Annotated in this window: 23 protein-coding genes; 9 read left to right on the top strand and 14 right to left on the bottom strand. The window is 70.0% G+C overall.

The window, feature by feature from the left end; all coding sequences use genetic code 11:
* Window positions 1–3 precede the first annotated feature (3 nt).
* From iolD to iolC, 4 genes are read right to left on the bottom strand one after another with little or no spacing between them, the layout of a single operon-like run.
* Entirely contained in the window at window positions 4–1,920 is a 1,917-nt protein-coding gene (gene iolD, locus AB0C75_RS00445) for a 3D-(3,5/4)-trihydroxycyclohexane-1,2-dione acylhydrolase (decyclizing) (RefSeq protein WP_362885605.1), read from the bottom strand.
* Complete coding sequence (gene iolB, locus AB0C75_RS00450) at window positions 1,917–2,801, bottom strand: 5-deoxy-glucuronate isomerase (protein WP_362885607.1); 885 nt, start codon at window positions 2,799–2,801, stop codon at window positions 1,917–1,919. The genes iolD and iolB overlap by 4 nt, the downstream gene beginning before the upstream one ends.
* 47 nt (window positions 2,802–2,848) lie before the next feature.
* Window positions 2,849–3,736: a deoxyribose-phosphate aldolase gene (locus AB0C75_RS00455; RefSeq protein WP_362885609.1), complete on the bottom strand. Its 888-nt coding sequence runs from the start codon at window positions 3,734–3,736 to the stop codon at window positions 2,849–2,851.
* Window positions 3,733–4,812, bottom strand: a complete 1,080-nt coding sequence (iolC, locus tag AB0C75_RS00460; RefSeq protein ID WP_362885611.1) for a 5-dehydro-2-deoxygluconokinase — start codon at window positions 4,810–4,812, stop codon at window positions 3,733–3,735. Before iolC ends, AB0C75_RS00455 begins: the two co-directional genes overlap by 4 nt.
* Window positions 4,813–4,946: 134 nt before the next feature.
* Between iolC and AB0C75_RS00465 the strand changes: the two genes are divergently transcribed.
* Together AB0C75_RS00465 and AB0C75_RS00470 are read left to right on the top strand one after the other, a co-directional pair.
* Entirely contained in the window at window positions 4,947–5,873 is a 927-nt protein-coding gene (locus AB0C75_RS00465) for a sugar phosphate isomerase/epimerase (protein ID WP_362885612.1), read from the top strand.
* Between the two features lie 136 nt (window positions 5,874–6,009).
* On the top strand, window positions 6,010–6,201 hold the full coding sequence (locus tag AB0C75_RS00470; protein WP_362885614.1) for a MerR family transcriptional regulator: 192 nt from the start codon (window positions 6,010–6,012) through the stop codon (window positions 6,199–6,201).
* A gap of 57 nt (window positions 6,202–6,258) precedes the next feature.
* Here the strand turns inward: AB0C75_RS00470 and AB0C75_RS00475 are convergent, their stop codons facing one another.
* Entirely contained in the window at window positions 6,259–7,314 is a 1,056-nt protein-coding gene (locus AB0C75_RS00475; protein ID WP_362885616.1) for a zinc-dependent alcohol dehydrogenase family protein, read from the bottom strand.
* Window positions 7,315–7,433: 119 nt separating this feature from the next.
* On the opposite strand from AB0C75_RS00475, the gene AB0C75_RS00480 reads away from it, so the two are divergent.
* Together AB0C75_RS00480 and AB0C75_RS00485 are read left to right on the top strand one after the other, a co-directional pair.
* The gene (locus AB0C75_RS00480) at window positions 7,434–7,649 is read left to right on the top strand and encodes a heavy-metal-associated domain-containing protein (RefSeq protein WP_362885617.1); all 216 of its coding nucleotides are present in this window, start codon (window positions 7,434–7,436) and stop codon (window positions 7,647–7,649) included.
* A gap of 814 nt (window positions 7,650–8,463) precedes the next feature.
* On the top strand, window positions 8,464–9,357 hold the full coding sequence (locus AB0C75_RS00485) for an alpha/beta fold hydrolase (RefSeq protein ID WP_362885619.1): 894 nt from the start codon (window positions 8,464–8,466) through the stop codon (window positions 9,355–9,357).
* Between the two features lie 192 nt (window positions 9,358–9,549).
* Here the strand turns inward: AB0C75_RS00485 and AB0C75_RS00490 are convergent, their stop codons facing one another.
* Window positions 9,550–10,848 carry a citrate synthase gene (locus tag AB0C75_RS00490; protein ID WP_031092133.1) on the bottom strand — a complete coding sequence of 433 codons (1,299 nt, stop codon included), beginning with the start codon at window positions 10,846–10,848 and terminating at the stop codon, window positions 9,550–9,552.
* A 197-nt stretch (window positions 10,849–11,045) separates the two neighbouring features.
* Window positions 11,046–13,277: an ATP-dependent RecD-like DNA helicase gene (locus AB0C75_RS00495; protein WP_362886134.1), complete on the bottom strand. Its 2,232-nt coding sequence runs from the start codon at window positions 13,275–13,277 to the stop codon at window positions 11,046–11,048.
* Between the two features lie 259 nt (window positions 13,278–13,536).
* On the opposite strand from AB0C75_RS00495, the gene AB0C75_RS00500 reads away from it, so the two are divergent.
* Window positions 13,537–14,532, top strand: a complete 996-nt coding sequence (locus AB0C75_RS00500; protein WP_362885621.1) for a hypothetical protein — start codon at window positions 13,537–13,539, stop codon at window positions 14,530–14,532.
* A 292-nt stretch (window positions 14,533–14,824) separates the two neighbouring features.
* On the opposite strand, the gene AB0C75_RS00505 is transcribed toward AB0C75_RS00500, so the two are convergent.
* Together AB0C75_RS00505 and AB0C75_RS00510 are read right to left on the bottom strand one after the other, a co-directional pair.
* Window positions 14,825–15,214 (bottom strand): GntR family transcriptional regulator, encoded by a 390-nt coding sequence (locus AB0C75_RS00505; RefSeq protein ID WP_362885623.1) that lies wholly within the window; start codon window positions 15,212–15,214, stop codon window positions 14,825–14,827.
* On the bottom strand, window positions 15,211–15,969 hold the full coding sequence (locus tag AB0C75_RS00510) for a hypothetical protein (protein WP_362885624.1): 759 nt from the start codon (window positions 15,967–15,969) through the stop codon (window positions 15,211–15,213). Before AB0C75_RS00510 ends, AB0C75_RS00505 begins: the two co-directional genes overlap by 4 nt.
* A gap of 344 nt (window positions 15,970–16,313) precedes the next feature.
* On the opposite strand from AB0C75_RS00510, the gene AB0C75_RS00515 reads away from it, so the two are divergent.
* Together AB0C75_RS00515 and AB0C75_RS00520 are read left to right on the top strand one after the other, a co-directional pair.
* The gene (locus AB0C75_RS00515; protein WP_362885626.1) at window positions 16,314–17,729 is read left to right on the top strand and encodes a hydrolase; all 1,416 of its coding nucleotides are present in this window, start codon (window positions 16,314–16,316) and stop codon (window positions 17,727–17,729) included.
* A 401-nt stretch (window positions 17,730–18,130) separates the two neighbouring features.
* On the top strand, window positions 18,131–18,748 hold the full coding sequence (locus tag AB0C75_RS00520) for an ATP-binding protein (protein WP_362885627.1): 618 nt from the start codon (window positions 18,131–18,133) through the stop codon (window positions 18,746–18,748).
* 24 nt (window positions 18,749–18,772) lie between these two features.
* Here AB0C75_RS00520 and AB0C75_RS00525 read toward each other — a convergent pair whose 3' ends face one another.
* Window positions 18,773–19,168 (bottom strand): hypothetical protein, encoded by a 396-nt coding sequence (locus AB0C75_RS00525; RefSeq protein WP_362885629.1) that lies wholly within the window; start codon window positions 19,166–19,168, stop codon window positions 18,773–18,775.
* Between the two features lie 159 nt (window positions 19,169–19,327).
* Window positions 19,328–19,735 (bottom strand): RidA family protein, encoded by a 408-nt coding sequence (locus AB0C75_RS00530; protein WP_362885630.1) that lies wholly within the window; start codon window positions 19,733–19,735, stop codon window positions 19,328–19,330.
* Between the two features lie 122 nt (window positions 19,736–19,857).
* On the opposite strand from AB0C75_RS00530, the gene AB0C75_RS00535 reads away from it, so the two are divergent.
* Window positions 19,858–20,262: a helix-turn-helix domain-containing protein gene (locus AB0C75_RS00535; protein ID WP_362885632.1), complete on the top strand. Its 405-nt coding sequence runs from the start codon at window positions 19,858–19,860 to the stop codon at window positions 20,260–20,262.
* A gap of 227 nt (window positions 20,263–20,489) precedes the next feature.
* Here the strand turns inward: AB0C75_RS00535 and AB0C75_RS00540 are convergent, their stop codons facing one another.
* From AB0C75_RS00540 to AB0C75_RS00550, 3 genes are read right to left on the bottom strand one after another with little or no spacing between them, the layout of a single operon-like run.
* Entirely contained in the window at window positions 20,490–21,323 is an 834-nt protein-coding gene (locus tag AB0C75_RS00540; protein WP_362885633.1) for a sugar phosphate isomerase/epimerase family protein, read from the bottom strand.
* Window positions 21,320–22,462, bottom strand: a complete 1,143-nt coding sequence (locus tag AB0C75_RS00545; protein WP_362885634.1) for a dihydrodipicolinate synthase family protein — start codon at window positions 22,460–22,462, stop codon at window positions 21,320–21,322. Before AB0C75_RS00545 ends, AB0C75_RS00540 begins: the two co-directional genes overlap by 4 nt.
* Window positions 22,459–23,610, bottom strand: coding sequence for a Gfo/Idh/MocA family oxidoreductase (locus AB0C75_RS00550; protein WP_362885636.1), 1,152 nt, complete (start codon window positions 23,608–23,610; stop codon window positions 22,459–22,461). Before AB0C75_RS00550 ends, AB0C75_RS00545 begins: the two co-directional genes overlap by 4 nt.
* A gap of 110 nt (window positions 23,611–23,720) precedes the next feature.
* Here AB0C75_RS00550 and AB0C75_RS00555 point away from each other — a divergent pair, with 110 nt between their 5' ends.
* Complete coding sequence (locus tag AB0C75_RS00555) at window positions 23,721–24,791, top strand: LacI family DNA-binding transcriptional regulator (protein WP_362885638.1); 1,071 nt, start codon at window positions 23,721–23,723, stop codon at window positions 24,789–24,791.
* The last annotated feature ends 36 nt before the right edge of the window (window positions 24,792–24,827 follow it).

Raw genomic sequence — 24,827 nt, forward strand, 5'->3', positions numbered from 1 at the left:
CCTTCACAGGTGGCGGCGTCGGGCTGCGGACTGCCGGTCGTACTCTTTCCTGGCCTCGACCGCAGACGGGCGGGTCGCGGTTTCGGCTACCGGAACATCCCACCACGCCTGTGCGGGCGGCGGCCCCGACACTGTGTCTGCCGTTTCGGTCTCGACGTAGACACAAGTGGGGCGGTCCGCGCCGCGCGCCTCGGCCAGCGCCCGGCGCAGCTCCCCCACCGACCCGGCGCGCAGGACGTCCATCCCGAGGGACGCCGCGTTGGCTGCCAGGTCGACGGGCAGCGGGGCGCCGGTGAACGCCCCGCCCTCGGCGCGGTGCCGGTAGGCGGTGCCGAAGCGTTCGGCGCCGACGGACTCGGAGAGGCCGCCGATGGAGGCGTATCCGTGGTTCTGGAGGATGACCAGCTTGACGGGCAGGCACTCCTGCACCGCGGTGACGATCTCGGTGGGGTTCATCAGATACGTGCCGTCGCCGACGAGCGCCCACACGGGCCTGCCGGGCGCGGCCAGCTGGACGCCGAGGGCGGCGGGGATCTCGTATCCCATGCAGGAGTAGCCGTATTCGACGTGGTACTGGTGCGGGGAGCGGGCCCTCCACAGCTTGTGGAGGTCGCCGGGCAGTGAGCCCGCCGCGTTGATCAGGATGTCGTCCTCGGTGACCAGCTCGTCCAGCAGCCCGAGCACCTGCGTCTGGGTGGGGCGGGCGTCCGGGTCGCCGGTGGCGAAGGCCGCGTCGACGCGCTGCTCCCAGCGGTCCTTGGCCTCGGTGTACGCGCTCTCGTAGGCCAGGTCGACACGGTGTCCGCGGGCACCGAGGGCCTCGCAGAGCGCTTCGATCGCCGTACGGGCGTCCGCGACCAGAGGGAGGGCGGCCAGCTTGTGCGCGTCGAAGCCGGTGATGTTGAGGTTGAGGAAGCGGACGGCCGGATCGGCGAAGAGGGTGCCGGAGGCGGTCGTGAAGTCGGTGTAGCGGGTGCCGATTCCGATCACCAGGTCGGCCTCGCGGGCGAGGTCGTCGGCGGTGGCGGTCCCCGTGCTCCCGATGCCGCCCACGTCGGCGGGGTGGTCGTGGCGCAGCGAACCCTTGCCGGCCTGCGTGGAGGCGACCGGGATACGGGTGGCGGCGGCGAACGCGGCGAGGGTCTCCTCGGCACCGCTGTGGTGGACGCCGCCACCGGCGACGATCAGCGGACGGCGCGCGGTGCGCACGGCACGGACGGCCTGTTCGAGTTCGTACGGGTCGGGGGCCGGCCTGCGTACGTTCCAGACGCGCGTCGCGAAGAACTCCGCCGGCCAGTCGTACGCCTCGGCCTGCACGTCCTGCGGCAGTGCGAGGGTGACCGCGCCCGTCTCCGCCGGGTCGGCGAGCGTCCGCATCGCCTGGAGGGCGGCCGGGATCAGCGCCTCGGGTCGGGTGACCCGGTCGAAGTAACGGGAGACGGGGCGCAGGCAGTCGTTGACCGATACGTCGCCCGTGTGGGGCACTTCGAGCTGCTGGAGCACGGGGTCGGCGGGGCGGGTGGCGAAGGTGTCGCCCGGCAGGAGCAGCACAGGGAGGTGGTTGACGGTGGCGAGCGCGGCACCGGTGACGAGGTTGGTGGCGCCGGGGCCGATGGAGGTGGTGACGGCATGCGCACGGAGCCGGCCCGACTGGCGGGCGTACCCGACGGCGGCGTGCACCATGGCCTGCTCGCTGCGGCCCTGGAGATACGGCATCGCGGGGCCCGCTTCGACGAGCGCCTGCCCGATACCCGCGACGTTGCCGTGGCCGAAGATGCCCCAGGTGGCGTTGATCAGACGGTGTCGGCGGCCGTCGCGCTCGGTGTACTGGCGGGCGAGGAACGCGATGAGCGCCTGGGCGGTGGTGAGCCTGCGGGTGGCACCGGGGGCGGCTGCGGGTGTGGTCGGCGGAGTCGTCACCCGGCGGCCTCCGCACCGTTGAGGGGGAGCCGCGGATCGACGGGCTGTGCGGGCCAGGTGTCGCGGATCCAGCGGTGGTCGGGGTGGTCGCGGATCAGCCACTCGCGCTGCTCGCCCGGGCCGGCCATCACGTTCAGGTAGTACAGGGTGCGGCCGGGCGGGGCGATGGACGGGCCGTGCCAGCCGTCGGGGATGAGGACGGCGTCACCCGTGGCGACCTCGGCCAGGACGTCCGTACCTCCGGTACGGGACGGCGACACGCGGTGGTAGCCGAGGCCGTCGCCCTCGACCTCGAAGTAGTAGATCTCCTCGAGCACCGACTCGGTGCCGGGGTGGTGCTCGTCGTGCTTATGCGGCGGGTAGGAGGACCAGTTGCCGCCGGGGGTGAGGACCTCGACGGCGATGAGCCGGTCGCAGTCGAAGGTGTCGGCCGCGGCGAAGTTGTTCACCTGGCGCGAGCAGGCGCCGGCGCCGCGGAGCTCCACCGGTACCTCCGGCGCGGGGCCGTAGCGAGCGGGGAGTCGTCGCTCGCACTTCGCTCCTGCCAGGGCGAAGCGGCCCCCTGCGCCGGAGGCGATCTGGGCGCGGGCGTCGCGTGGGACATAGGCGAAATCGGTCGCCGAGCTGAACACGTCTTCCCTGCCCAGCAGTTCGAAGATCTCACCTTCCGCTTGCACCGTACAGCCACCGGACAACGGCAGGACGATCCATTCACTCTCCCCGGTTACCAGAGTGTGAACACCACCTGGTTCGAGCTCCAGGACGCGCAGGCTCGACCGCTCCCACCCGGCGCGCTCCGGGTCGATGTCGAGGGCGTAGGGGCCTCGTCCGGCACGGCCGGCCCTGAGGTGGTGCCTGTGCTTCTCGTCGGGCGTCGTCATGGCTCCATCCCTACCCGTGGTCGTCGGTCGTCGCTCTCGTGCTCCGTTCACAGAAGTCCTACGGCCGTGTCGACGGCCCCCGCCACGTCGCCGTCGGGCGGATAGAGCAGCGACCGTCCGACCACAAGCCCCCGCACGGTCGGCAGTCGCAGCGCGCCGCGCCATTTCTCGTACGCCGTGTCGGGGTCCCCGGTGACCTCGCCGCCGAGGAGGACCGCGGGGAGGGTGGAGGCGCGCATCACCCGGTCCATGTCCTCGGGATCGTCGGTGACGGGGACCTTGAGCCAGGTGTACGCGGAGGTCCCGCCAAGACCCGAGGCGATGGCGATGGAGGTGGTGACGGCGGTGGCGCCCAGGTCCGTGCGGAGACCGCTCGGGGTGCGGTGGCAGAGGAACGGCTCGATGAAGACCGGCAGCCGGAGGGCGGCCATCTCGTCCACGGTACGCGCGGCGGTGTGCAGGGTGTCCAGGGAGCCCGGGTCGTCGTGGTCGATCCTCAGGAGGAGTTTGCCGGCGTCGTAGCCGTGGCGGGCGAGGTCGGCGGGGCGGTGGCCGGTGAAGCGGTCGTCGAGCTCGAAGGCGGCTCCCGCGAGGCCGCCTCGGTTCATGGAGCCGAGGACGACCTTGCCCTCCAGTGCGCCGAGGAGCAGCAGGTCCTCCAGGACGTCAGCGCCGGCGAGCACCCCGTCGACACCGGGGCGGGCGAGGGCGAGGCGGAGGCGTTCCAGCAGGTCGAAGCGGTCGGCCATGGCCAAGTCGTCGTCACCGACGGCGAGGGCGCCACGGGCCGGATGGTCCGCCGCGATGATCATCAGGCGTCCGGTGGGGCCGACGAGGGGGCGCCTGCGGCGGGCGGCCGCGGCCTCGGCGACGGCTTCGGGGTGGTGGACGCGGAGCCGGACGAGATCGGCGAGGCAGGCGGCGGGCGGGGTCACGGGGCGACTCCTGCGGGTGCTGCGGGTCCCGGGCCGGCTGCCTCGATCGCGCCGTCGGCGAGGGCCTGTTCGACCTCGTGCGGGTACGGCATCGCGGACGAACAGGCGAGGCGGGACGCGACGATGGCCCCGGCCGCGTTGGCGTAACGCATGACGTGGGCCGTGTCCCAGCCGGCGAGGAGGCCGTGGCAGAGGGCGCCGCCGAAGGCGTCCCCGGCGCCGAGACCGTTGACGACGTCCACCGGGAGGGGCGGGATCTCGGCGGTGGTGCCGTCGCGGTGGACGGCGAGGACTCCCTTGGGTCCCTGCTTGACGACGGCGAGTTCGGGCCCGGCGGCGAGCAGGGCGCGGGCCGCCGCGTGCGGTTCGCGCTCACCCGTGGCGATCTCGCACTCGCCGAGGTTGCCGACGGCGACGGTGGCGTGGGCGAGTGCCTCGCGGTAGTGGGCGCGGGCGGCGGCTTCGTCCGCCCCGGCCCTCTCCCCTTTCATGTCCCCGCCCCCGCCCCCGCCCCAGAACATGGGGCGCCAGTCGAGGTCGAAGACGGTGACGCGCGGGGCCCCCGAATCCTCCGATGCCGGTGCCGATGCCCCTGCCGCGCTCCGGGCCCGGAGCGCGGTGAGGGTCGCGGTGCGGCTGGGTTCGGCGCACAGACCGGTGCCGGTCATCCAGAAGACCCGGGCGGCCCGCACCGCGTCCAGGTCGAGCTCCCCGGCGTGGATCTCCAGGTCGGGCGCCTTGGGCTGCCGGTAGAAGTAGAGGGGGAAGTCGTCCGGCGGGAAGATCTCGCAGAAGGTGACCGGGGTCGGGTACTCCGCCACGTCGCTCACCCACAGGTCGTCGACCCCGAACTCGCCCAGTGCCTGGTGGAGATAGTCGCCGAAGGGGTCGCGTCCGGTCCGGCTGATCAGCGCCGTACGCCGCCCCAGCCGGGCGGCCGCCACCGCCACGTTGGACGGCGAGCCGCCGAGGAACTTCGCGAAGGTCTCGACCCGGGCCAGCGGTACACCGGTCTGCAACGGGTAGATGTCCACCCCGAGGCGTCCCATGGTGATCACGTCGTACGGCTCAGGCATACGCATCCCTTCGACCCGGTACTCCGGCCGGTCCGCTCCCAGGTCTAGCCCTCGCCCGGAACCCTGTCAACACTTTGTCCGGACATTCGGACGAACCCTTGACACCCCTACCCGAGGACTGGAGGGTGGGCGATATGACCTCCTCCGTACCCTCCCCGGCCCGCATCCGCATCGGTTCGGCACCCGATTCCTGGGGGGTGTGGTTCCCCGACGATCCGCAGCAGGTGCCCTGGGAGCGATTCCTCGACGAGGTCTCCGAGGCGGGCTACGAGTGGATCGAGCTCGGCCCCTACGGCTATCTCCCGACCGAACCCGCCCGCCTCGCGGACGAGACCGCCCGCCGGAATCTCGCCGTCTCCGCGGGCACCGTCTTCACCGGATTGCACCACGGTCCGGCGGTCTGGGACCGGACCTGGGAGCATGTCGCGGGCATCGCGGCACTCACCCGGGCGATGGGCGCCGGGCATCTGGTGGTCATCCCGTCCTTCTGGCGGGACGACAAGACCGGCGAGGTGCTGGAGGACCGCACGCTCACCGCCGCGCAGTGGCGTGACCTCACCACCCAGACGGAGCGCCTGGCCCGCGAGGTGCGCGACCGCTACGGACTGCGGATCGTGGTGCACCCGCACGCCGACACGCACATCGACAGCGAGGAGAACGTCAACCGCTTCCTCGACGCCACCGACCCCGCCCTGGTCTCGCTCTGCCTCGACACCGGCCACTACGCGTACTGCGGCGGGGACAGTGTGAAGCTCATCAGGACCTACGGCGAACGGATCGGCTATCTGCACCTCAAGCAGGTCGACCCCGCGGTGCTCGCCGAAGTCGTGGCGGACGGAGTGCCGTTCGGCCCGGCCGTGGCGCGCGGCGTGATGTGCGAACCCCCGGGCGGGGTACCGGCACTGGAGCCCGTGCTGGACGCCGCGCGCGCCCTGGGCAGGGACCTGTTCGCCATCGTCGAGCAGGACATGTATCCCTGCCCGCCCGACAAGCCGCTGCCCATCGCACGCCGCACCCGTGAGTTCCTCCGCGCCTGCGGTCCCGCGCGGCCGTCCGCCTGAGCCTGAGTCACCCCCGCGTCACGTATGTCCGGATTCAGCTGAGCCCGTGTCACGGACTCACGACACCCCCACCCGGCCCCGCCCCTCTCTCGTTCACCGGAAAAGAGGCACACGGACGCACAGAGAGGTGTCATACATGACGGACGGAATACTCTGGTCGTACAAGGACATCGCGGCGCACATCCGGGTCCAGCCGGACACGATCCGCTCCTACCGCAAGCACGGTCTCCTTCCGCCTCCCGATGACGTCCGGGACGGGAAGCCGTTCTGGTACGTGGACACCGTCCTCGCGTGGATCGCGTCCCGGCCGGGCAACCGGGGCCGTTGAACACGCGGACCCGGCGGAGGGGTCAGGACCGGCGCGGAGGAATCCGGAACCGGGCACTCACCCACCCTTCGCCGGTTCGATGACGGTGACGCCCCCGGCCCCGGGGGCGTTCCCCATCGTGGCGAGGGCGGCCGGGGCGGCACCCAGGGCAAGGGTGGAGGTCACCAGCAGGTCCGGCCGCAGGGTGCCGGCCCGGACCATGTCCATCATCGGCGGGTAGTCGTGGGCGGCCATGCCGTGGCTGCCGAGAATCTCCAGTTCGAGGCCGATGACCCGCGCCATGGGTACGACGGGGTCACCGGCCGCCGACGGCAGCAGCCCGACCTGGACGTGCCGGCCCTGTCGGCGCAGGCTCCGTACCGAGGCGGCGCAGGTGACCGGGGAGCCCAGCGCGTCGAGCGACAGATGCGCACCACCGCCGGTCAGTTCGCGTACGGCCTCGTCCGCACCGGCGGGGTGCTCCGACGCGTCCACGCACGCGGACGCGCCGAAGGCCCGCGCCAGGTCCAGGGCCTGGCGCGAGATGTCGACCGCGACGACCCTGGCCCCGCAGGCCACCGCGATCATCACGGCCGACAGTCCGGCCCCGCCGCAGCCGTGCACGGCGACCCACTCCCCCGCAGCGACCCGGCCCTGTCCCACGACGGCCCGGAACGCGGTGGCGAACCGGCATCCGAGTCCGGCCGCAGTGACGGACGACAGCCCTTCGGGCACCGCGACCAGATTGACGTCGGCCTGCTCCAGCGCCACGAACTCCGCGAAGGAGCCCCAGTGGGTGAAGCCCGGCTGGGTCTGCCGCTCGCACACCTGCTGAGCGCCCGCCGCGCACGCCGAGCACCGGCCGCAGGCACAGACGAAGGGGACCGTGACCCGGTCGCCCGCACGCCAGTTGTGTACGCCGGGGCCCACCGCCTCGATCACTCCGGCCAGCTCGTGCCCCGGCACGTGCGGCAGGGCGATGTCCGGGTCGTGCCCCTTCCAGGCGTGCCAGTCGCTCCGGCACAGCCCCGTGGCCTCGACCCGGACCACGACTCCCCCGGCCGAGGGGGCGGGGTCCGGGAGGTCCCGGACGCGGGCCTCCCGCCCGAACTCCTCGAACACCACTGCCCGCATCAGCCCCGCCTCCCGATTTATACCCCCTAGGGGTATAGTTTTCCGTGTGGGCGGATGCGCCGGACTCCCCCGGCGCCCCACCCGCCACACTCACACATGTCTGCGAAGAGGAGAACGCCATGACCACCGAGACGGTGTACGAGGTGAAGGGCATGACCTGCGGCCACTGTGAAGGTGCGGTGAGCGAGGAGGTCTCCGGGATCGAGGGAGTGACCTCGGTGAAGGCGGAGGCGGCCACCGGGCGGGTGACCGTCGCGTCCGCCGCACCGCTCACCGACGAAGCCGTACGCGCGGCCGTGGACGAGGCGGGCTACGAGCTCGTGGGCCGCGCCTGAGGTCGCCCCGACTCCCGCTTCATGGAGATACCGAGGTGGCACCTGCCGCCATCCGCCCGCCGAGGCGTACTCTGTGGACCAGAAGGAGCAACCTCTCCCAGGCTTCCGGCTCCGGGGCGGCCACACCACCCTCACCGCGTTCGAGCTGTTCAGTAGCGTGATCGCGGGCGTGACGGGGGCGTTTCCACCGACCTCCGCCACGGCGGGGAGCCCGAGAGTTGCCCCCCTTCACATAATTTCCACAAAGAGACTTAGATCACACCGATTCAGGGGTAACCATCCGGGGGGTTGGTGAGTCTAAGAGTGCGATGCCAAGGATGTCTTGGGGGACGTCCGACGGAGTGTCTTGGGGGACGCTCCGGGCAAAGCGTTGGCCGGGGCACGTGCACCGGGGAGCTTTGAGCGGCCCTCCCGTGCGTACGTACCCCGGCAGTCGCACAGCAGGACCGAACTGAATACGCACCACCGAGGAACAAGGGAGTTCAGGCTCCCGCGCAGACGCCCGGCCGGATCCCGTGGGGGGAATCCGCTCCGGGATATGGGAAGCGCCCTGTCCGTCGACCCGTGGGGGGATCGGCAGACAGGGCGCTTCTCGCGTTCCGCACGAGGTGGCCGCGGGGTGGGGGACCTCCGGGAGGCCCGTCCCCCACGTGGGGGACGTTCAGGTGTCCACCGTGAGGTGACGCTTGCGGGACCCGGGATCCGTAGCGTTCCTGGCAACGGCGGAACACCGGCGGAGCAGGGAGAACAGCCTCTGCGACGCCGTCGCCCCACCGCATCCACCGCCCCCTTCCCGTCTTTCCCGGAGGACACCATGGCCCGCAGGATCACCACCACCGCCGTGACCGCACTGTGCTGCGTGGCGCTCGGCTCAGGTCTTGTGGCGTGCGACGAGATGACTCCCAAGGCGTCGGGATCGTCCTCGGCCTCACCCACGGACGCGAAGCCGTTCTCCGGGACGAAGAAGATCAGCGTCGAGGGGCATTCGGTGAACGTCTCCTGCTCCGGCGACGCGGTGGACGGAAAGCCCGTCGTCGTGATGATGGCCGGACTGGGTGACAAGCTGACCAAGATGGCCGACTTCCAGAAGAGCGTGAGCAAGGAGCACCGCGTCTGCTCCTTCGACCGTCTCGGCCAGGGTGCGAGCGACAAGCCGACCGGCCCTCAGACCGTCGCCGACAGCGGGAAGATCGTCACCGGTGTGCTCGACCAGGTCGCCGGCGAGAGCCCCGTCGTCCTGGCGGGACACTCGCTGGGCGGACTGCTGGCCGCCCGGTACGCCCCCGACCACCAGGACAAGGTCAAGGGCCTGGTCCTGATGGACGCCACATCGCCGACCACGACCGCCGACATCTCGGGTGTCATTCCCGCGTCGGCCGAGGCCCCGGCCGACGAGCTGCGGGCAGGGACCCTCGCGGTGAACAAGGGGGAGAACCCGGAGATGCTGATCCTCCCCGACGGCAAGGTCGCTTCCGCCGGAGACATCCCGGTGGAGGTCATCCAGCACGGGGTGCGCTACCTCGGCGAGGTGCCCACGTACGGAGACGACCTGGAGACGGTGTGGACCGAGGGCCAGCACAAGTGGCTCGGCGTCTCCACCGACTCCAAGCTCAGCACCGCCGAAAAGAGCGGCCACGAAATCTACGTCGACCGGCCCGACCTCGCCCTCAAGGCCGTCCAGAGCGTCACCGCCGAGGTCGCGGGCTGAGGACCGGCCACCCCGGACCGCGACGGACGGCCCCGCTCCCCCGGGTCGGACCCGGCCCGGAACGCCGAATCGCCCCGTACGCCGCGCTCGATGATCGAGCACGGCACGCGGGGCGAAGGCATGGGCCTCAGAAAAAAAGGGGCCCGGTGGTGCGAGCGGCTCCGCGAGGCGGAACCGGTGGGTGGTCGGGCGTCAGCGGCCCTCGACCGGGACGAAGTCGCGCAGGACCTCGCCGGTGTAGATCTGGCGCGGGCGGCCGATGCGGGATCCCGGCTCCTTGATCATCTCGTGCCACTGGGCGATCCAGCCGGGGAGCCGGCCGAGCGCGAACAGCACGGTGAACATCTCGGTCGGGAAGCCCATGGCGCGGTAGATCAGGCCCGTGTAGAAGTCCACGTTGGGGTAGAGGTTGCGCGAGACGAAGTACTCGTCGGAGAGCGCGTGCTCCTCCAGCTTGAGCGCGATGTCGAGCAGCTCGTCGGACTTTCCGAGCGACGACAGCACGTCGTGGGCGGCGGCCTTGATGATCTTGGCGCGCGGGTCGAACGACTTGTACACCCGGTGGCCGAAGCCCATCAGGCGGACGCCGTCCTCCTTGTTCTTCACCTTCTGGATGAAGGAGTCGACGTCGCCGCCGTTGGCCTGGATGCCCTCGAGCATCTCCAGGACCGACTGGTTGGCGCCACCGTGCAGGGGGCCCCACAGGGCCGAGATGCCGGCGGAGATCGAGGCGAACATGTTCGCCTGCGAGGAGCCGACCAGACGCACGGTGGAGGTCGAACAGTTCTGCTCGTGGTCCGCGTGCAGGATGAGCAGCTTCTCCAGCGCCGAGACGACGACCGGGTCCGGCACGTACTCCTGGGCCGGGACGGAGAAGGTCATCCGCAGGAAGTTCTCGACGTAGCCGAGGTCGTTGCGCGGGTAGACGAACGGGTGACCGATCGACTTCTTGTACGCGTACGCCGCGATCGTCGGGAGCTTGGCCAGCAGCCGGATCGTCGAGAGGTGGCGCTGCTCCTCGTCGAACGGATTGTGGCTGTCCTGGTAGAAGGTGGACAGCGCGCTGACGACCGAGGACAGCATGGCCATCGGGTGGGCGTCGCGCGGGAAGCCGTCGAAGAAACGCTTGACGTCCTCGTGCAGCAGCGTGTGCTGGGTGATCTCGTTCTTGAAGGCCGACAGCTCGTCGGCCTTGGGAAGGTCACCGTTGATCAGCGTGTACGCGACTTCGAGGAACGTCGAGCTCTCGGCGAGCTGCTCGATCGGATATCCGCGGTACCGCAGGATGCCCTGCTCGCCGTCGAGGTAGGTGATGGCGGATTTATACGCGGCCGTGTTGCCGTATCCGCTGTCCAGCGTGACCAGGCCCGTATTGGCCCGGAGCTTCCCGATATCGAAGCCCTTGTCGCCGACGGTGCTGTCGATCACCGGGTAGGTGTACTCGTCATCGCCGTACCGCAGTACTACAGCGTTGTTGGTGTGCTCGCTCACGTCATCCCTCACCGACGTAGTGCCTCTTCTTCGAGGTGCCCTGACTGTCTCCACCCTCCCCCATTTGGCGCAGGAGAGTGCACTCGGGGTCGTCCATTGGACCTACCGACGGCACTGAGTGCCGCCAACTTCCTCATCCTGCCCCCTCGCCTCCGGTTCCGGAAGGGCTCAGTGACGTATCCCACCGTTTTGATCGATCATTTTTCCGGGAAGTCTCCGGGCATCCTGCCGCGGAGCCGGAAATCCAGTGCCGTGCAGCGTCTGCCTGCGGAAACCGTGCGGACGGCCTGACCGATCGCCTTGCGCGAACCGACCAGTACGACCAGCTTCTTGGCCCGGGTCACGGCCGTGTACAGCAGATTCCGCTGCAACATCATCCAGGCGCTGGTGGTGACCGGAATGACGACCGCCGGGTACTCACTTCCCTGCGAACGGTGGATGGTCATCGCGTAGGCGTGGGCGAGCTCATCCAGTTCGTCGAAGTCGTAGCCGATCTCCTCGTCCTCGTCGGTGAGAACCGTCAGCGTCTGCTCGTCCGCGTCGAGAGCGGTGACGACACCGACCGTACCGTTGAAGACGCCATTCTCCCCTTTGTCATAGTTGTTTCTGATCTGAGTCACTTTGTCGCCTACCCGGAAAACCCGCCCGCCGAACCGCTTCTCCGGCAGGCCGGGACGGCCCGGGGTGATGGCCTGCTGAAGCAGCCCGTTGAGATGCCCCGCACCTGCCGGGCCACGGTGCATGGGGGCGAGGACCTGCACGTCACGGCGGGGGTTCAACCCGAACTTGGCGGGGATGCGACGGGCGGCGACATCCACGGCGAGCACCCCGGCGTCCTCCGTCTCGTCCTCCACGAAGAGGAAGAAGTCGTCCAGCCCCTGGGTCAGCGGCGGCACCCCGGAGTTGATCCGGTGGGCGTTGGTGACGACGCCGGACTTCTGGGCCTGCCGGAAGATGGTGGTCAGCCGGACCGCAGGGACCGGGCCGCCCTCGGCGAGCAGATCCCGCAGCACCTCGCCCGCACCGACCGAGGGCAGCTGGTCCACATCGCCCACCAGCAGGAGGTGGGCACCGGGTGCCACCGCCTTGACCAGCTTGTTGGCGAGCAGCAGATCGAGCATCGACGCCTCGTCCACGACGACCAGATCGGCGTCCAGCGGCCGGTCACGGTCGTACGCCGCGTCCCCGCCGGGCTTCAGCTCCAGCAGCCGGTGCACGGTGGAGGCCTCGGTGCCGGTCAGCTCCGAGAGCCGCTTCGCCGCCCGCCCGGTGGGGGCCGCCAGGACCACCTTGGCGTTCTTCGCACGGGCCAGCTCGACGACCGAGCGGACGGTGAACGACTTCCCGCAGCCGGGGCCGCCCGTCAGCACGGCGACCTTCTCGGTCAGCGCGAGCCTGACGGCCGCCTCCTGCTCGGGCGCCAGCGTCGCCCCCGTACGCCCGGCGAGCCAGGACAGCGCCTTGCCCCAGTCGACGTCCCCGAAGGCCGGCATCCGGTCCTCCGGCGTCCGCAGCAGACGCTGCGTCTGGGAGGCGAGGGAGATCTCGGCGCGGTGGAAGGGGACCAGATACACCGCGGTGACCGGCTGCCCGTCCTCGGGACCCGGCACCTTCTCCCGCACGACACCCTCCGGATCGTCGGCGAGCTCGGCCAGACAGTCGATGACGAGCCCGGTGTCGACCTGGAGCAGCTTCACCGCGTCGGCGATCAGCCGCTCCTCCGGGAGGAAGCAGTGCCCCTGGTCCGTGGACTGCGACAGGGCGTACTGAAGCCCGGCCTTGACCCGCTCGGGGCTGTCGTGCGGGATCCCGACGGCCTGGGCGATGCGGTCGGCGGTGAGGAACCCGATGCCCCAGACGTCCGAAGCCAGCCGGTAGGGCTGGTTCTTCACGACGGAGATCGAGGCGTCCTCGTACTTCTTGTAGATGCGGACGGCGATGGAAGTGGAGACGCCGACGCTCTGGAGGAAGACCATGACCTCCTTGATCGCCTTCTGCTCCTCCCAGGCCGCGGCGATCATCTTCGTCCGCTTCGGCCCCAGCCCGGGCACCTCGACGAGCCGCTTCGGCTGCTGCTCGATGATGTCCAGGGTGTCGACGCCGAAGTGGGTGGTGATGCGGTCCGCCATGACAGGACCGATGCCCTTGATCAGTCCGGAACCGAGGTAGCGGCGGATCCCCTGGATGGTCGCGGGCAGGATCGTCGTGTAGTTCTCGACGGTGAACTGCTTGCCGTACTGCGAGTGGGAGCTCCAACGCCCCTCCATCCGCAACGACTCACCCGGCTGCGCGCCCAGCAGCGAACCGACGACGGTGAGCAGGTCGCCGGCCCCCCGCCCGGTGTCGACGCGGGCGACCGTGTACCCGTTCTCCTCGTTGGCGTAGGTGATCCGCTCCAGGACCCCTTCGAGGACGGCCATGTTCGGCATGGTGGACATGAATCCGACGGTATCGGGCGACGCTGACATCAGGACCAGGGGCTGACGCCAGGACCAGGGGCTGGCACCAGGGGCCGGCGTCCGGTCCTGCGCTTGGACCAGGAAGTCGCGGTCCGCGACCCGAAGGTGTCCGAATGACCACGTACAGATGTCGTGCGGGCAAACACCAGTGCCCCGAAGACGCTTACGCACAGCCGGGCCGCGCACTAATCTGGGCCGCTCGGAACGAGAGGTAGGGGCAGAGGCACATATGCACGACCGCGCACCGCACTCGCACGCCACGCCGCAGCGCACCGCGCCGTCCCGCAAGCCCAAACCGCCCGCACAGGCCCCGCACCCGGCCGGCAAGAGCCGGCTGACCGATGCGGCGGTCGTCGCGTTGCAGCGCACCGCCGGCAACAGCGCCGTCACCCGCTCACTCGCAGTCGACGGCGCCGTGCCGGTCCAGCGCCGCAAGCCCTCGGCGAACGCGCCGACGGAGCACTACGCGGCCGAGGCCACACGGCACCCGGAATGGCCGGTGTTCCAGAGCCTGATGCAGACGGCCCGGTGCACCGAGGCCGAGACCGAGACGGCCTGGCAGCTCATCCTCGGCGGCCTGCGCGAGCAGAGTGACCTGAACCGGCAGTCCGCCGACCCCTCACTCGACAAGCAGGACGCCAGCAAACTCCGCGCGTCCAACACCTGGTTCAAGGAGCTCGTCGCCTTCCTCGGCCACAAGCTGAAGATCGGGCAGGGCTCGATGGCCCTCTGGTCCGGCGGGTTCGACACCAGTAAGTACGCGAATTCCAAGGGCCACACACCGTTGGAGTTCAGTCCGCTGGGCGCGGTCGTCGACAAGCTGGAGCTGCACTCCGACTGGGCGCTGCAGGGCAAACTGTGGAACGCGCTTTCCGTCGCCTACGTCAACCACGCGACCGGCCCGGTACACGTGTTCATGCGCGCGTACGACCCCACGAGTGTGCTGGTCAAGCAGGAGATCCCGCAGCTGCGCAAGCTCCAGAAGCTCAACCCGAACGTCAAGTTGGTCTGGCACCCGCTGTACACGACGCCCGACGGCCAGATCCACGAGATCACCCAGGACCTCCGCCTCACCGACAACGCCCCGTACACCAGCAGGGACAAGTGCGTGGCGTCGATGTACATGTACCTGCTGCGCATGCACGACGAGAGCAATGACCAGGCAGGCCCGGCCTACAAGGACATGACCAACCGCCTGGCGGCCAACGTCAACCCGAAGGCCTGACCCGCCTGGCCCCGACGGCCCGCTCGTCGCCCCCGTCGCCCCGGCCGGATGACCTGAGGCTGGAACCACCGGCGGGCACCGCGCCGTCCGGTAGGTCAGCGAAGTGAACCCCTACGGGTGGGGGCGGCCGCATGGGCGCGGATGACGGCACCGGGGACGAGCGGGTCGACGGCAGGGACGAGGCCGACCCGATCGGCACTCGTGAGGACCCCGGTGGGAAGGCCATCACCCCCCTGACTCCGGCAGTCCCCGCTGTACGCCCACTCCCGAATCCCGAATCCCGGGTCACGGGTCACGGGTTGCCGAAGCTTGCGAGAGCATGCCGGACGGCGGCGAGCGCGTCCTCGTCGGTGGCATCGAGCTGCCTCACGGCGGCCGCGTAACTGTGCGCGTACTCCGCCAGTTTCGCCTTGACGTCAGCGGCGGCCGGCGGGGCGATGACCTGCGTACCGGAGCCTCGGCGGCTCCTGACGAGCCCTGCGGCCTCCAGTTCGCGGTAAGCCCGCACCACCGTGTTGTTGGCCAGCCCGAGGTCGGAGGCCAGCTGACGTACGGACGGCAGCCTGGCCCCCTGCCCCAGTCGGCCGACCGAGATCAGATCGGCCAGCTGCGCCCGGATCTGCTCGTACGGCGGGACGGGGGACGCGTGACTGACGTTGATGCTGAGTCCGTCGGCCGTCATGACTGGTCCTTGACGTAGGCCTGCGGCAGCAGGAGGACACCCAGACAGTGCCCTGCGGTCAGCACGGAGGCGAGGGCGGCGAAGGCCAGTCCCCAGAGCGCCAAAGCTGTCGCCGTCCCTCCGCAGGGCATGCTCAGCATCACAAAACCTGTCGTCGCGGAAACGGCGAAGAGAGGAGCGCTCACCAGAACTCCCCACGCACCGACAGCCGCCCTGGCGTTGACGCGACGCTGATCGTCATTGCCGGAGTGTGCGGTGACACGGCGCAGCAGCAGTGCGCAGGCGACCGTGCCGAGGGTGAGACCGCCGAGTGCCGGCCAGGCGTAGTAGGGGCCGGGCCAGGGCGAGAGCAGGTGGGTTCCGGCGACGCACGTGACGGACAGAGCACGCCCTTGACGGCCGTCGGAGTCCGCCGTGGCCGTCGCGGCTGCCACGATCAAAAGCGCCGGCAGGACGACAGCCTGTACGGCCAGCACAGCCGTGAGAGAGCGCGGCACGTAGTCCCGGAACCTGCGTGGAGTCACCTCGGCCGCTCGGACCCAGCCGCCGTTCGGCCGCGCGACGACGTCCGCCACGAACACTCCGGCCATGACGCACAGACCGAACACCGGGATTCCGTAGAGCAGATCCACATCCGGCTCAGGACTGAAGGTGACGAGCGCGTTGACAAGCAGACCGGTCGCCACACCGGTCCATCGCACGGGCATGACCAGCCCGGCCCTCCAGGCGTCTTCCGTTCTTGCGGCAGCGGACATGCCGGTCCCCTTCCCCCACGAGGCGTATCAACTGCTTGATACAATTCCGGATCACTCCAACTGTGTCAAGCGATTGACACACTCACGGCCCGTCCCAGGCCTCTCATCGCGCGTACGCTCGCCAAAACACCCCTGTGCAGCAGCAGGGTCGCGGAGCCACGCGGGCACAGGGCCACCCTCGGCGCGGACGAGGCGGCGCCCACCCGTCGCATGGCGGCGGTTCCCCACCTGCTGCATCTGTTCACAGGACCGGGAGCGCGGGCATCCAGGTCCCGCCCCTTCGGGCACCTGCCCTGCCCCATCGCTTCCTGACTTAGCGTCATTTCCGCGTTTAACTTCCGAGAGTGAGCCTCTGGACTTCCCTTGAGCCCGCCTCCACGACCGTGGACCCGGGTGGCAGTACGACTGTGCGGCTGCGCCTACGCAACACCGGTGATGTGGTGGACGAGTACCACTTCGAGGCGACGGGCTCACTCTCACCCTGGACCGTCGTGGAGCCGCAGTCACTGCGGTTGTATCCGGGGACGACAGGGTCGGTGGAGCTGACGTTCACGCCGCCGCGCACGCCGGACGCGACGGCGGGGCCGAACCCGTACGCGGTGCGGATCACGCCGACCGAGCATCCGGAGGCGGCGACCGTTCCGGAGGGGAACCTCACCATCACCCCGTTCACGGAGGTTCGGGCGGAGTTGGTGCCGCCGGTGGTGAAGGGCCGTTTCCGTGGCCGCCCGAGACTGGCCGTGGACAACCTGGGCAATACGAAGCTCACGGCGTCGTTGAGTGGCAGTGACAACGGCGATCAGTTGTCGTACGAGATTCATCCGAGCAACGTGCAGATCGAACCGGGCCGTGCGGCGTTCGTGAAGACGACACTGAGGCCGCGGCAGATCACCTGGTTCGGGTCGGCGGAGCGCCGGCCCTACACCCTCGCTGTACGGCGGTCGGGTGGGACGCAGACGGACGTGGAGGGGACGTATGTACAGCGGGGTTTCCTGCCGCGCTGGCTGGCGGCCTTCCTCAGCATCCTCATGGCTCTGGCGATCACGTTCGTGATTCTGTGGATCGCCTACAAGCCCCAGGTCAGCAGCGCCGCCACCGAAAAGCCCCAGGGAGGCGTCAGCACGCTGCTGCCCTCTCCCTCACCGTCCGCCGAGGCGCCGAAGGCGCCGTCCGCCGACCCCGTGACGCCTACGGCCGCAGCCGAGACACAGCAGGCGGGGCCGGGAGGTGGCGACTCCGGGGAGAAGGACACCAAGGCACCGGAGAAGACCGCGGCGACCGCCGTCCAGCAACTGGCCGCGAAGGATCCGAGCGGACGGCACATCTGCTACCGGGCCTATGTGAAGGGTCAGGGCTGGACCGACGCCGTGTGCGACGGCGAAACGGCGGGCACAGTGGGCAAGGAGACGCCCCTGAAGGCCGTCAACATCGCCGTGGCCGGAACGCAGGGCACAGCAGGGTCCGCCTTCGTCCACGACCCCGCGTCGACCAATGGCGAGGGGCACTTCCCCAAGCCGTGGTCGGGCGTCAAGGACGGCGTCGACAACTACCTCGGCAGCACCAAGAAGGACGCCCCCGACCTGCTGGGGTTCACGATCAACGTCGACGGTGGCAAGGGCGCCGTCTGCCAGACCGCCCACGTCCACAACGACGGCTGGCTCAGCCTGGCATGCGACGAGCCCGGGAACGGGTACGACTTCGCCTACACCGGCACCCACGACAACGACTCGTGGATCGAAGCGGTCAAGCTCACGGTCTGACCCGAACCGTCGACCGGCAGCAGTCGACCCGGGCGATGGCGTGTGTCATGTCAGGCTGCCTCCTTCTGGGTCACACCGGCCCAACCACCGCCGGGAAGAGGTTGACAGGGACGTCGTCATCCGAACAGAGCGTGCCCGCGTCCTCGACGGGCTCTGCGCCCCGTTCTCCGGACCATGCTCGATGAGGCGGTGCTTCGACGGCGCCTCGGTGGGCCACGCAGCAGCTGAACAAGATCGCTGACATGGCGTCGGACGGGCGGCTGCGGCTCCACGTGCGGGGTGCCGGGACGAGGGCCCATCCTCGCGACGAGCCAGCCCTGACCTGGACCTGCACGGTGAACACGTCTACCTTCGGAACGCCGTGAGAGCGGCGATGACCTGACTGGTGGAGATGATGACCGGTGGACACGTCCAGAGCCTCTTCCTGGCGCAACACGACGCACGACTGGGCCGGAACCGTGGATCTCGCCCACCTGGCGGGCATCCGGCGGGATCCGGCCGGGTTCGCTCCTGGTGGCGTCCGGCACCTGATCCTGGAGGTCATCGCCTACGCGGCCGATGAGGCGGAGTACGGCGACGGAGGCCACTGCCGTGTCACGCTCCACTCCGACGGTTCCGTGTCAGTGGCGGATGACGGCCGGGGCACCGACACCCGGCACGACGAGCACGGCCGGATCGTCAAGAAGCCGATCATGGCCACGCAGGACCTGCGATTCTTCGACTCCCCCGGGGCCCAGACACTTCCTGACGGCCACCCGCGTCGCGGCATGTCCGTCGTCGCCGCGCTCAGCGAACGGCTCATCCACACCAACCGCCGTCACAACGGATCCTGGACCCAGCGCTACGAACACGGTGTCCCGGTGACCGGCCTTGAGCCCCTCGCCGACGACGGCACGACCGGGACGGTCGTCCACTTCCGCCCCGGTGAAAACGTCCGCCCGACGAGCCGGTTGCCGGGTGAGATCACGCAACTGACCACGATGTGGCCGCATCTGACCGTGGAGGTGGGGCAGGAGTGAGGCCGCAGCCGAGACGCGCCCTCTTTACGGGAGCTCCTCGTAGTCGTACCTCATCGCAGCCAGTTCGGCGTGACCGTCGGGCCACCCTTCACCGGCGAGCCACTCTTCCCCCAGCTTCGTGGACGCCTCGGCGTCCCACATGAAGACATGCCTGTGGTGGCCCATTTTCTCGCTGCCTTCAGCGAGCCTGATATCGAGGCTCTGGGCTGTCCTGAGGCCGTTCTCGTTGAGCGAGAGGCGTAGCTGTTTGACGCCCGCGTCCTGCTTGTCGATGGCGACATGGGTGTACATCTTCGGCGCGTCGGCGCCGAAGACGCACTGCACGGGCGCGGGTCGGGCGGATCGCCCCGACCGGTGCGCCTGCCGCTGCACAGCGTGCGAGACGGCCGCATTGCCCACGCTCCGCTGGAGCGCCGTCACAGCACCCGGCGTGAGAGCGGTGAGATCGGCTGTCGGGGCGAGCAGTTCCGGCGAGCTTATTCGGCCTACGGGCTACGGCCTGCGGTACATGTCTACGTGGAAAGCGTGCTCAGCCGGAAGGGCGGGAAGGGCACCGCTCGCTGCCCTTCGGGGCTTGGCTCAGTCGAGCACCGCCGTGGCCTCGATCTCCACCAGGTGGGCCGGGACGTCCAACGCCGCGATCCCCAGGAGTGAGGCCGGCGGGGCCGTCGTGGTCCCGAGCCGCTCGGTTGCCCGGGTGATGCCCGCGAGGAGCAGCGGCATCTTGTCCGGGGTCCAGTCGACGACGTACACGGTCAGCTTCGCCACGTCGGCGAAGGAGGCTCCCACCCCGGCCAGTGCGGTGCCGATGTTGAGGTAGCACTGCTCGACCTGGGCGGCCAGGTCACCTTCGCCGACCGTGACGCCGTCGGCGTCCCAGGCGACCTGGCCCGCGACGGAGACCAGCTTCGAACCGGTCGCGACCGACACCTGCCGGTAGACGCCGATCTCGGGCAGTCCGGTGGGGTCGACCAGAGTGATGGCCATGCTGTACGCCTCCTCGTGCGCAGGCCGAGTGGCCCACACCTGCTCTCTTGTGGTTACTCAGGAACCGTAGGAGAGTGGCTGCTGACATGGAAGAATGCACTTTTCAGTGACTGGGGAACCTGATGGTTACCAAGCAGTTCAGCGGCTCGCCGGAGGAGCAGGCGGATCTGCGGCGGGCGGATTCGCTGGCGCGGGAGATCTTCTCGGACGTCGCCAACAAGTGGGCGCTGCTGATCATCGAGGCCCTGGGTGAGCGCACCCTCCGCTTCGGGGAGGTGCGCAGCGAGGTCGAGGGCATCAGCCACAAGATGCTCACCCAGAACCTGCGCATGCTGGAGCGCAACGGTCTGGTCGAGCGGACCGTGTATCCCACGGTCCCGCCGAAGGTCGAGTACACCTTGACCGAGCCGGGCCAGGGGCTGCGGAAGACGGTCGACGTGATGTGCGAATGGACCCACCGCAACCTCACTCACATCGAGGCATCCCGGCGTGCGTGGCTGGGGAGTTACGGACAGGATTCGGGCTGAAAAGGGGCGCTTGGCTGTCCGTAACCGCCCAGCACGCGTCGGCCCGGGGCGGAAAGCGGAATGGGGCCCGGCCTGTCGGCCGGACCCCCCTCGCTTTCCCCCTCCGTCGGGCTTCCCGATCCCCCCGGACCCCTCCCCGGAAGTCCCGACGCAGAGTACGACCGGGGAGGGTACGCAAAGGTTGCACGCCTTGACGATCTCTTTACCTATGTGTGGCAGACCCGCTCTCAGCAGGCATGTTCCAGGTAGCGGGCGGCCACTTCGCCGATCACCTCGGCCCCGTCACGGGCCCAGAGCTCCTCGTTGAAGATCTCCACCTCGATCGGCCCGTCGAATCCGGTCGCCTCGACGTGCTCGCGCATCGCGCGGAAGTCCACGCAGCCGTCGCCCAGTTGGCCCCGCCCCACCAGAACTCCCGCCGGAAGCGGAGTGATCCAGTCGGCCAGCTGGAAGGAGTGGATCCGGCCGCCCGCTCCCGCCCTCGCGATCTGCTCGGCCACCTGGTCGTCCCACCAGATGTGGTACGCGTCGACGACCACCCCGACCTGCTCGGCCGGGAAGCGCTCGGCGAGGTCCAGTGCCTGGGAGAGCGTGGAGACGACACAGCGGTCCGAGGCGAACATCGGGTGCAACGGCTCGATCGCGAGACGGATGCCGCGCTCGGCGGCGTACGGGGCGAGCTCCGCCAGCGCGTCGGCGATGCGCTCCCGGGCGGCGTGCAGGTCCTTCTCCCCGTCGGGGAGCCCGCCGGAGACCAGGACCAGGGTGTCGGTGTTCACGCCCGCCGCCTCGTCCACCGCCGCACGGTTGTCGTCCAGCGCGCGGGCCCGCCCTGCGGGGTCCGGCGCGGTGAGGAAACCGCCGCGGCAGAGGCTGGTGACGGTGAGGCCCGCGTCCTTCATCAGCCGCCCGGCGCGCTCGATGCCGTACGCCTGCACCGGGGCACGCCACAGGCCGACGTTGCCGATGCCCGCCTTGGTGCAGCCTTCGACGAGCTCCGGCAGGGACAGCTGCCTGACCGTCTCCTGGTTGATGGAGAGGCGGGAGAGTTCGGTGGTCATCGGCTTCCTCCGTGGACCGTCAGCAGGGCGCGCATACGGGACTCCGCCAGCTCCGGGTCCGGGAACAGGCCGAGCCGGTCCGCCAGTTCGTACGCCTTCGCCAGGTGCGGCAGCGAGCGGGCGGACTGCAGGCCGCCGACCATCGTGAAGTGGTCCTGGTGGCCGGCCAGCCACGCGAGGAACACCACACCCGTCTTGTAGAAGCGGGTCGGGGCCTTGAACAGGTGCCGGGACAGCTCGACCGTCGGGTCGAGGACCGCGCGGAAGCCGGCCACATCCCCGGTGTCCAGGACGCGCACCGCATGGGCGGCCAGCGGACCCAGCGGGTCGAAGATGCCGAGGAGGGCGTGGCTGAAGCCCCGGTCGTCGCCGGCGATCAGCTCCGGGTAGTTGAAGTCGTCGCCGGTGTAGCAGCGCACCCCGCTGGGCAGACGGCGCCGTACGTCGATCTCGCGCTCGGCGTCCAGGAGCGAGATCTTGATGCCGTCGACCTTGTCGGGGTGTTCCGCGATGACCTTCAGGAAGGTGTCCGTGGCGGCGTCGAGATCCGAACTGCCCCAGTAGCCGTCGAGCGCCGGGTCGAACATCGGGCCGAGCCAGTGCAGGACGACGGGCTCGGTGGCCTGGCGCAGGAGATGGGCGTACGTCTCCAGATAGTCCTCCGGGCCGTTCGCGGCGGCGGCCAGCGCGCGCGAGGCCATCAGGATCGCCTGCGCGCCGCTCTCCTCGACCAGGCCGAGCTGCTCCTCGTACGCGGCGCGCACCTCGGGCAGGGACGCCGGCCCTGTGAGCTGGTCGGTGCCGACGCCGCAGGCGATCCGGCCGCCCACGGACTTCGCCTCGGCCGCCGAGCGGCGGATGAGCTCGGCCGCGCCTGCCCAGTCGAGGCCCATGCCGCGCTGCGCGGTGTCCATGGCCTCGGCGACGCCCAGGCCGTGCGACCAGAGGTGCCGGCGGAAGGCGAGGGTGGCGTCCCAGTCGACGGCTGCGGGGTCGTCGGGGCTGATGTCGGCGCCCGGGTCGGCGACGACATGGGCGGCGGAGAAGACCGTACGGGAGGCGAGCGGTGCCCCGACGGCCGCCAGGTCGAGCGGAGTGTCCCGGGGCTCGTACGGCCCCTGCGGGAGGTGGATGGTCACAGGCTCAGCTCCGGTACGTCGAAGCGGCGGCCCTCGGCCGATGACTTGAGACCGAGCTCGGCGAGCTGGACGCCCCGGGCGCCGGCCATCAGATCCCAGGTGTAGGGCTCGTCCAGGACCACATGCCGCAGGAACAGCTCCCACTGGGCCTTGAAGCCGTTGTCGAAGACGGCGTTGTCGGGGACTTCCTGCCACTGGTCCCGGAAGGGCTCGGTGACCGGGAGGTCAGGGTTCCAGACCGGCTTGGGGGTCGCCGAGCGGTGCTGGACACGGCAGTTGCGCAGGCCCGCGACGGCGGAGCCGTGGGTGCCGTCCACCTGGAACTCGACGAGCTCGTCACGGTTGACGCGTACCGCCCAGGAGGAGTTGATCTGGGCGACGGCCCCGCCCGCCAGCTCGAAGATGCCGTACGCGGCGTCGTCGGCCGTCGCGGCGTACGGCTTGCCCTGCTCGTCCCAGCGCTGCGGGATGTGCGTCTGCACATGGGCCGAGACGCTCGTGACCTGGCCGAACAGCTCGTGCAGGACGTACTCCCAGTGCGGGAACATGTCGACGACGATGCCGCCGCCGTCCTCCGCGCGGTAGTTCCAGGAGGGGCGCTGGGCCTCCTGCCAGTCGCCTTCGAAGACCCAGTAGCCGAACTCGCCGCGCACGGAGAGGATCTCGCCGAAGAAGCCGCCGTCGATGAGGCGCTTCAGCTTGAGCAGCCCAGGCAGGAAGATCTTGTCCTGGACGACACCGTGCTTGATACCGGCGTCACGGGCGAGCCGGGCCAGTCCGAGCGCGCCCTCGACGTCGGTGGCGGTGGGCTTCTCGGTGTAGATGTGCTTGCCGGCGGCGACGGCCTTCCTGATCGCCTCGACACGGGCCGAGGTGACCTGCGCGTCGAAGTAGATGTCGATCGTCTCGTCGGCGAGCACGGCGTCGAGATCGGTCGACCACTCGGTCAGGCCGTGCTGTTCGGCCAGCGCCTGAAGCGCGTGGGCGCGGCGGCCGACGAGCACGGGCTCGGGCCACAGCACGTCGCCGTCACCGAGGTCGAGGCCGCCCTGCTCCCGGATCGCGAGGATCGAGCGCACCAGGTGCTGCCGGTATCCCATGCGTCCCGTGACGCCGTTCATGGCGATGCGCACTGTCCTGCGTGTCACGAAAGTTCCTCCATACAGCCGTAGCAAGCGCTTTCTATACGGTATGACGCTAGCCTGCCGACAGCGGCCCGGACAAGGGGGTCCGCTCCACAACTCCTCGGAGGAGAGCGATGACAGTCACCCTGGCGGACGTCGCGGCCCGCGCCCGGGTGTCCCCGGCCACCGTGTCCCGTGTGCTGAACGGCAACTACCCGGTGGCCGCGTCCACCCGGGAGCGGGTCCTGCGCGCGGTGGACGACCTCGACTACGTACTGAACGGCCCGGCCAGCTCCCTCGCCGCCGCCACATCCGACCTGGTGGGCATCCTGGTCAACGACATCGCCGACCCGTTCTTCGGCATCATGGCCGGAGCGGCGCAGAGCGAGATCGGCGGCCCGGGCGACGGATCCGGCCGCGGCGGCGGCGAGAAGCTCGCCGTCGTCTGCAACACCGGCGGCTCCCCCGAGCGCGAACTCACCTACCTCACCCTGCTCCAGCGCCAGCGCGCCGCGGCCCTCGTCCTGACCGGCGGCGCACTGGAGGACCCGGCCCACCAGACCGCGATGGCCGCCAAACTGGCCGGACTCGCGGACGCGGGCACCCGCATCGTCTTCTGCGGACGCCCTCCCCTCCCCGGCACCGACGCGGTGCTCGCCGCACTCGCCTTCGACAACCGCGGCGGCGCCAGGCGTCTCACCGAGCACCTGATCACCCTGGGCCACCGCCGCATCGGTTACGTCGCCGGCCCCGCGGAACGCACCACGACCCGGCACCGCCTGGAGGGCCACCGCGAGGCCATGAAGGCGGCAGGGCTGTACGGCGACGAGGAGAGCGTCACCGCGCACGGCCCGTACGACAGGGCCTCCGGCTACGACGCCACGCTCGAACTCCTGCGCCGCGAACCCGGCGTGACGGCCGTCGTCGCCGCCAACGACACGGTGGCACTGGGCGCCTGCGCCGCCGTCCGGGACCTGGGGCTCCGCATCCCCGATGACATCTCCGTGGCCGGCTTCGACGACCTGCCGTTCTCGGTGGACGCCGTACCCGCCCTGACGACCGTACGACTGCCGCTGTTCGAGGCGGGGGCACGGGCCGGCCGCCTCGCGATGGGCAAGGAGACCCCGCCACCGGGAGGCGTGACGACCATCGCCGCGGAACTCATGGAACGAGGATCAACGGCACCGCCCCGGCAGCCGCACTGAGGAATCCCCAGCGATCACGGGTACGGGTACGGGCAC

This window comes from Streptomyces sp. NPDC048565 (assembly GCF_040650935.1).
Lineage (GTDB): Bacteria > Actinomycetota > Actinomycetes > Streptomycetales > Streptomycetaceae > Streptomyces.

What these genes read in the sequence shown, in the direction of transcription:
- AB0C75_RS00495 (WP_362886134.1), bottom strand. Translation starts at nt 13,277, where the DNA reads ATGCCGAACATGGCCGTCCTCGAAGGGGTCCTGGAGCGGATCACCTAC.
- AB0C75_RS00500 (WP_362885621.1), top strand. Translation starts at nt 13,537, where the DNA reads ATGCACGACCGCGCACCGCACTCGCACGCCACGCCGCAGCGCACCGCG.
- AB0C75_RS00480 (WP_362885617.1), top strand. Translation starts at nt 7,434, where the DNA reads ATGACCACCGAGACGGTGTACGAGGTGAAGGGCATGACCTGCGGCCAC.
- AB0C75_RS00485 (WP_362885619.1), top strand. Translation starts at nt 8,464, where the DNA reads ATGGCCCGCAGGATCACCACCACCGCCGTGACCGCACTGTGCTGCGTG.
- AB0C75_RS00470 (WP_362885614.1), top strand. Translation starts at nt 6,010, where the DNA reads ATGACGGACGGAATACTCTGGTCGTACAAGGACATCGCGGCGCACATC.
- AB0C75_RS00530 (WP_362885630.1), bottom strand. Translation starts at nt 19,735, where the DNA reads ATGGCCATCACTCTGGTCGACCCCACCGGACTGCCCGAGATCGGCGTC.
- AB0C75_RS00535 (WP_362885632.1), top strand. Translation starts at nt 19,858, where the DNA reads ATGGTTACCAAGCAGTTCAGCGGCTCGCCGGAGGAGCAGGCGGATCTG.
- AB0C75_RS00465 (WP_362885612.1), top strand. Translation starts at nt 4,947, where the DNA reads ATGACCTCCTCCGTACCCTCCCCGGCCCGCATCCGCATCGGTTCGGCA.
- iolC (WP_362885611.1), bottom strand. Translation starts at nt 4,812, where the DNA reads ATGCCTGAGCCGTACGACGTGATCACCATGGGACGCCTCGGGGTGGAC.
- AB0C75_RS00540 (WP_362885633.1), bottom strand. Translation starts at nt 21,323, where the DNA reads ATGACCACCGAACTCTCCCGCCTCTCCATCAACCAGGAGACGGTCAGG.
- AB0C75_RS00475 (WP_362885616.1), bottom strand. Translation starts at nt 7,314, where the DNA reads ATGCGGGCAGTGGTGTTCGAGGAGTTCGGGCGGGAGGCCCGCGTCCGG.
- AB0C75_RS00555 (WP_362885638.1), top strand. Translation starts at nt 23,721, where the DNA reads ATGACAGTCACCCTGGCGGACGTCGCGGCCCGCGCCCGGGTGTCCCCG.
- AB0C75_RS00505 (WP_362885623.1), bottom strand. Translation starts at nt 15,214, where the DNA reads ATGACGGCCGACGGACTCAGCATCAACGTCAGTCACGCGTCCCCCGTC.
- iolB (WP_362885607.1), bottom strand. Translation starts at nt 2,801, where the DNA reads ATGACGACGCCCGACGAGAAGCACAGGCACCACCTCAGGGCCGGCCGT.
- AB0C75_RS00510 (WP_362885624.1), bottom strand. Translation starts at nt 15,969, where the DNA reads ATGTCCGCTGCCGCAAGAACGGAAGACGCCTGGAGGGCCGGGCTGGTC.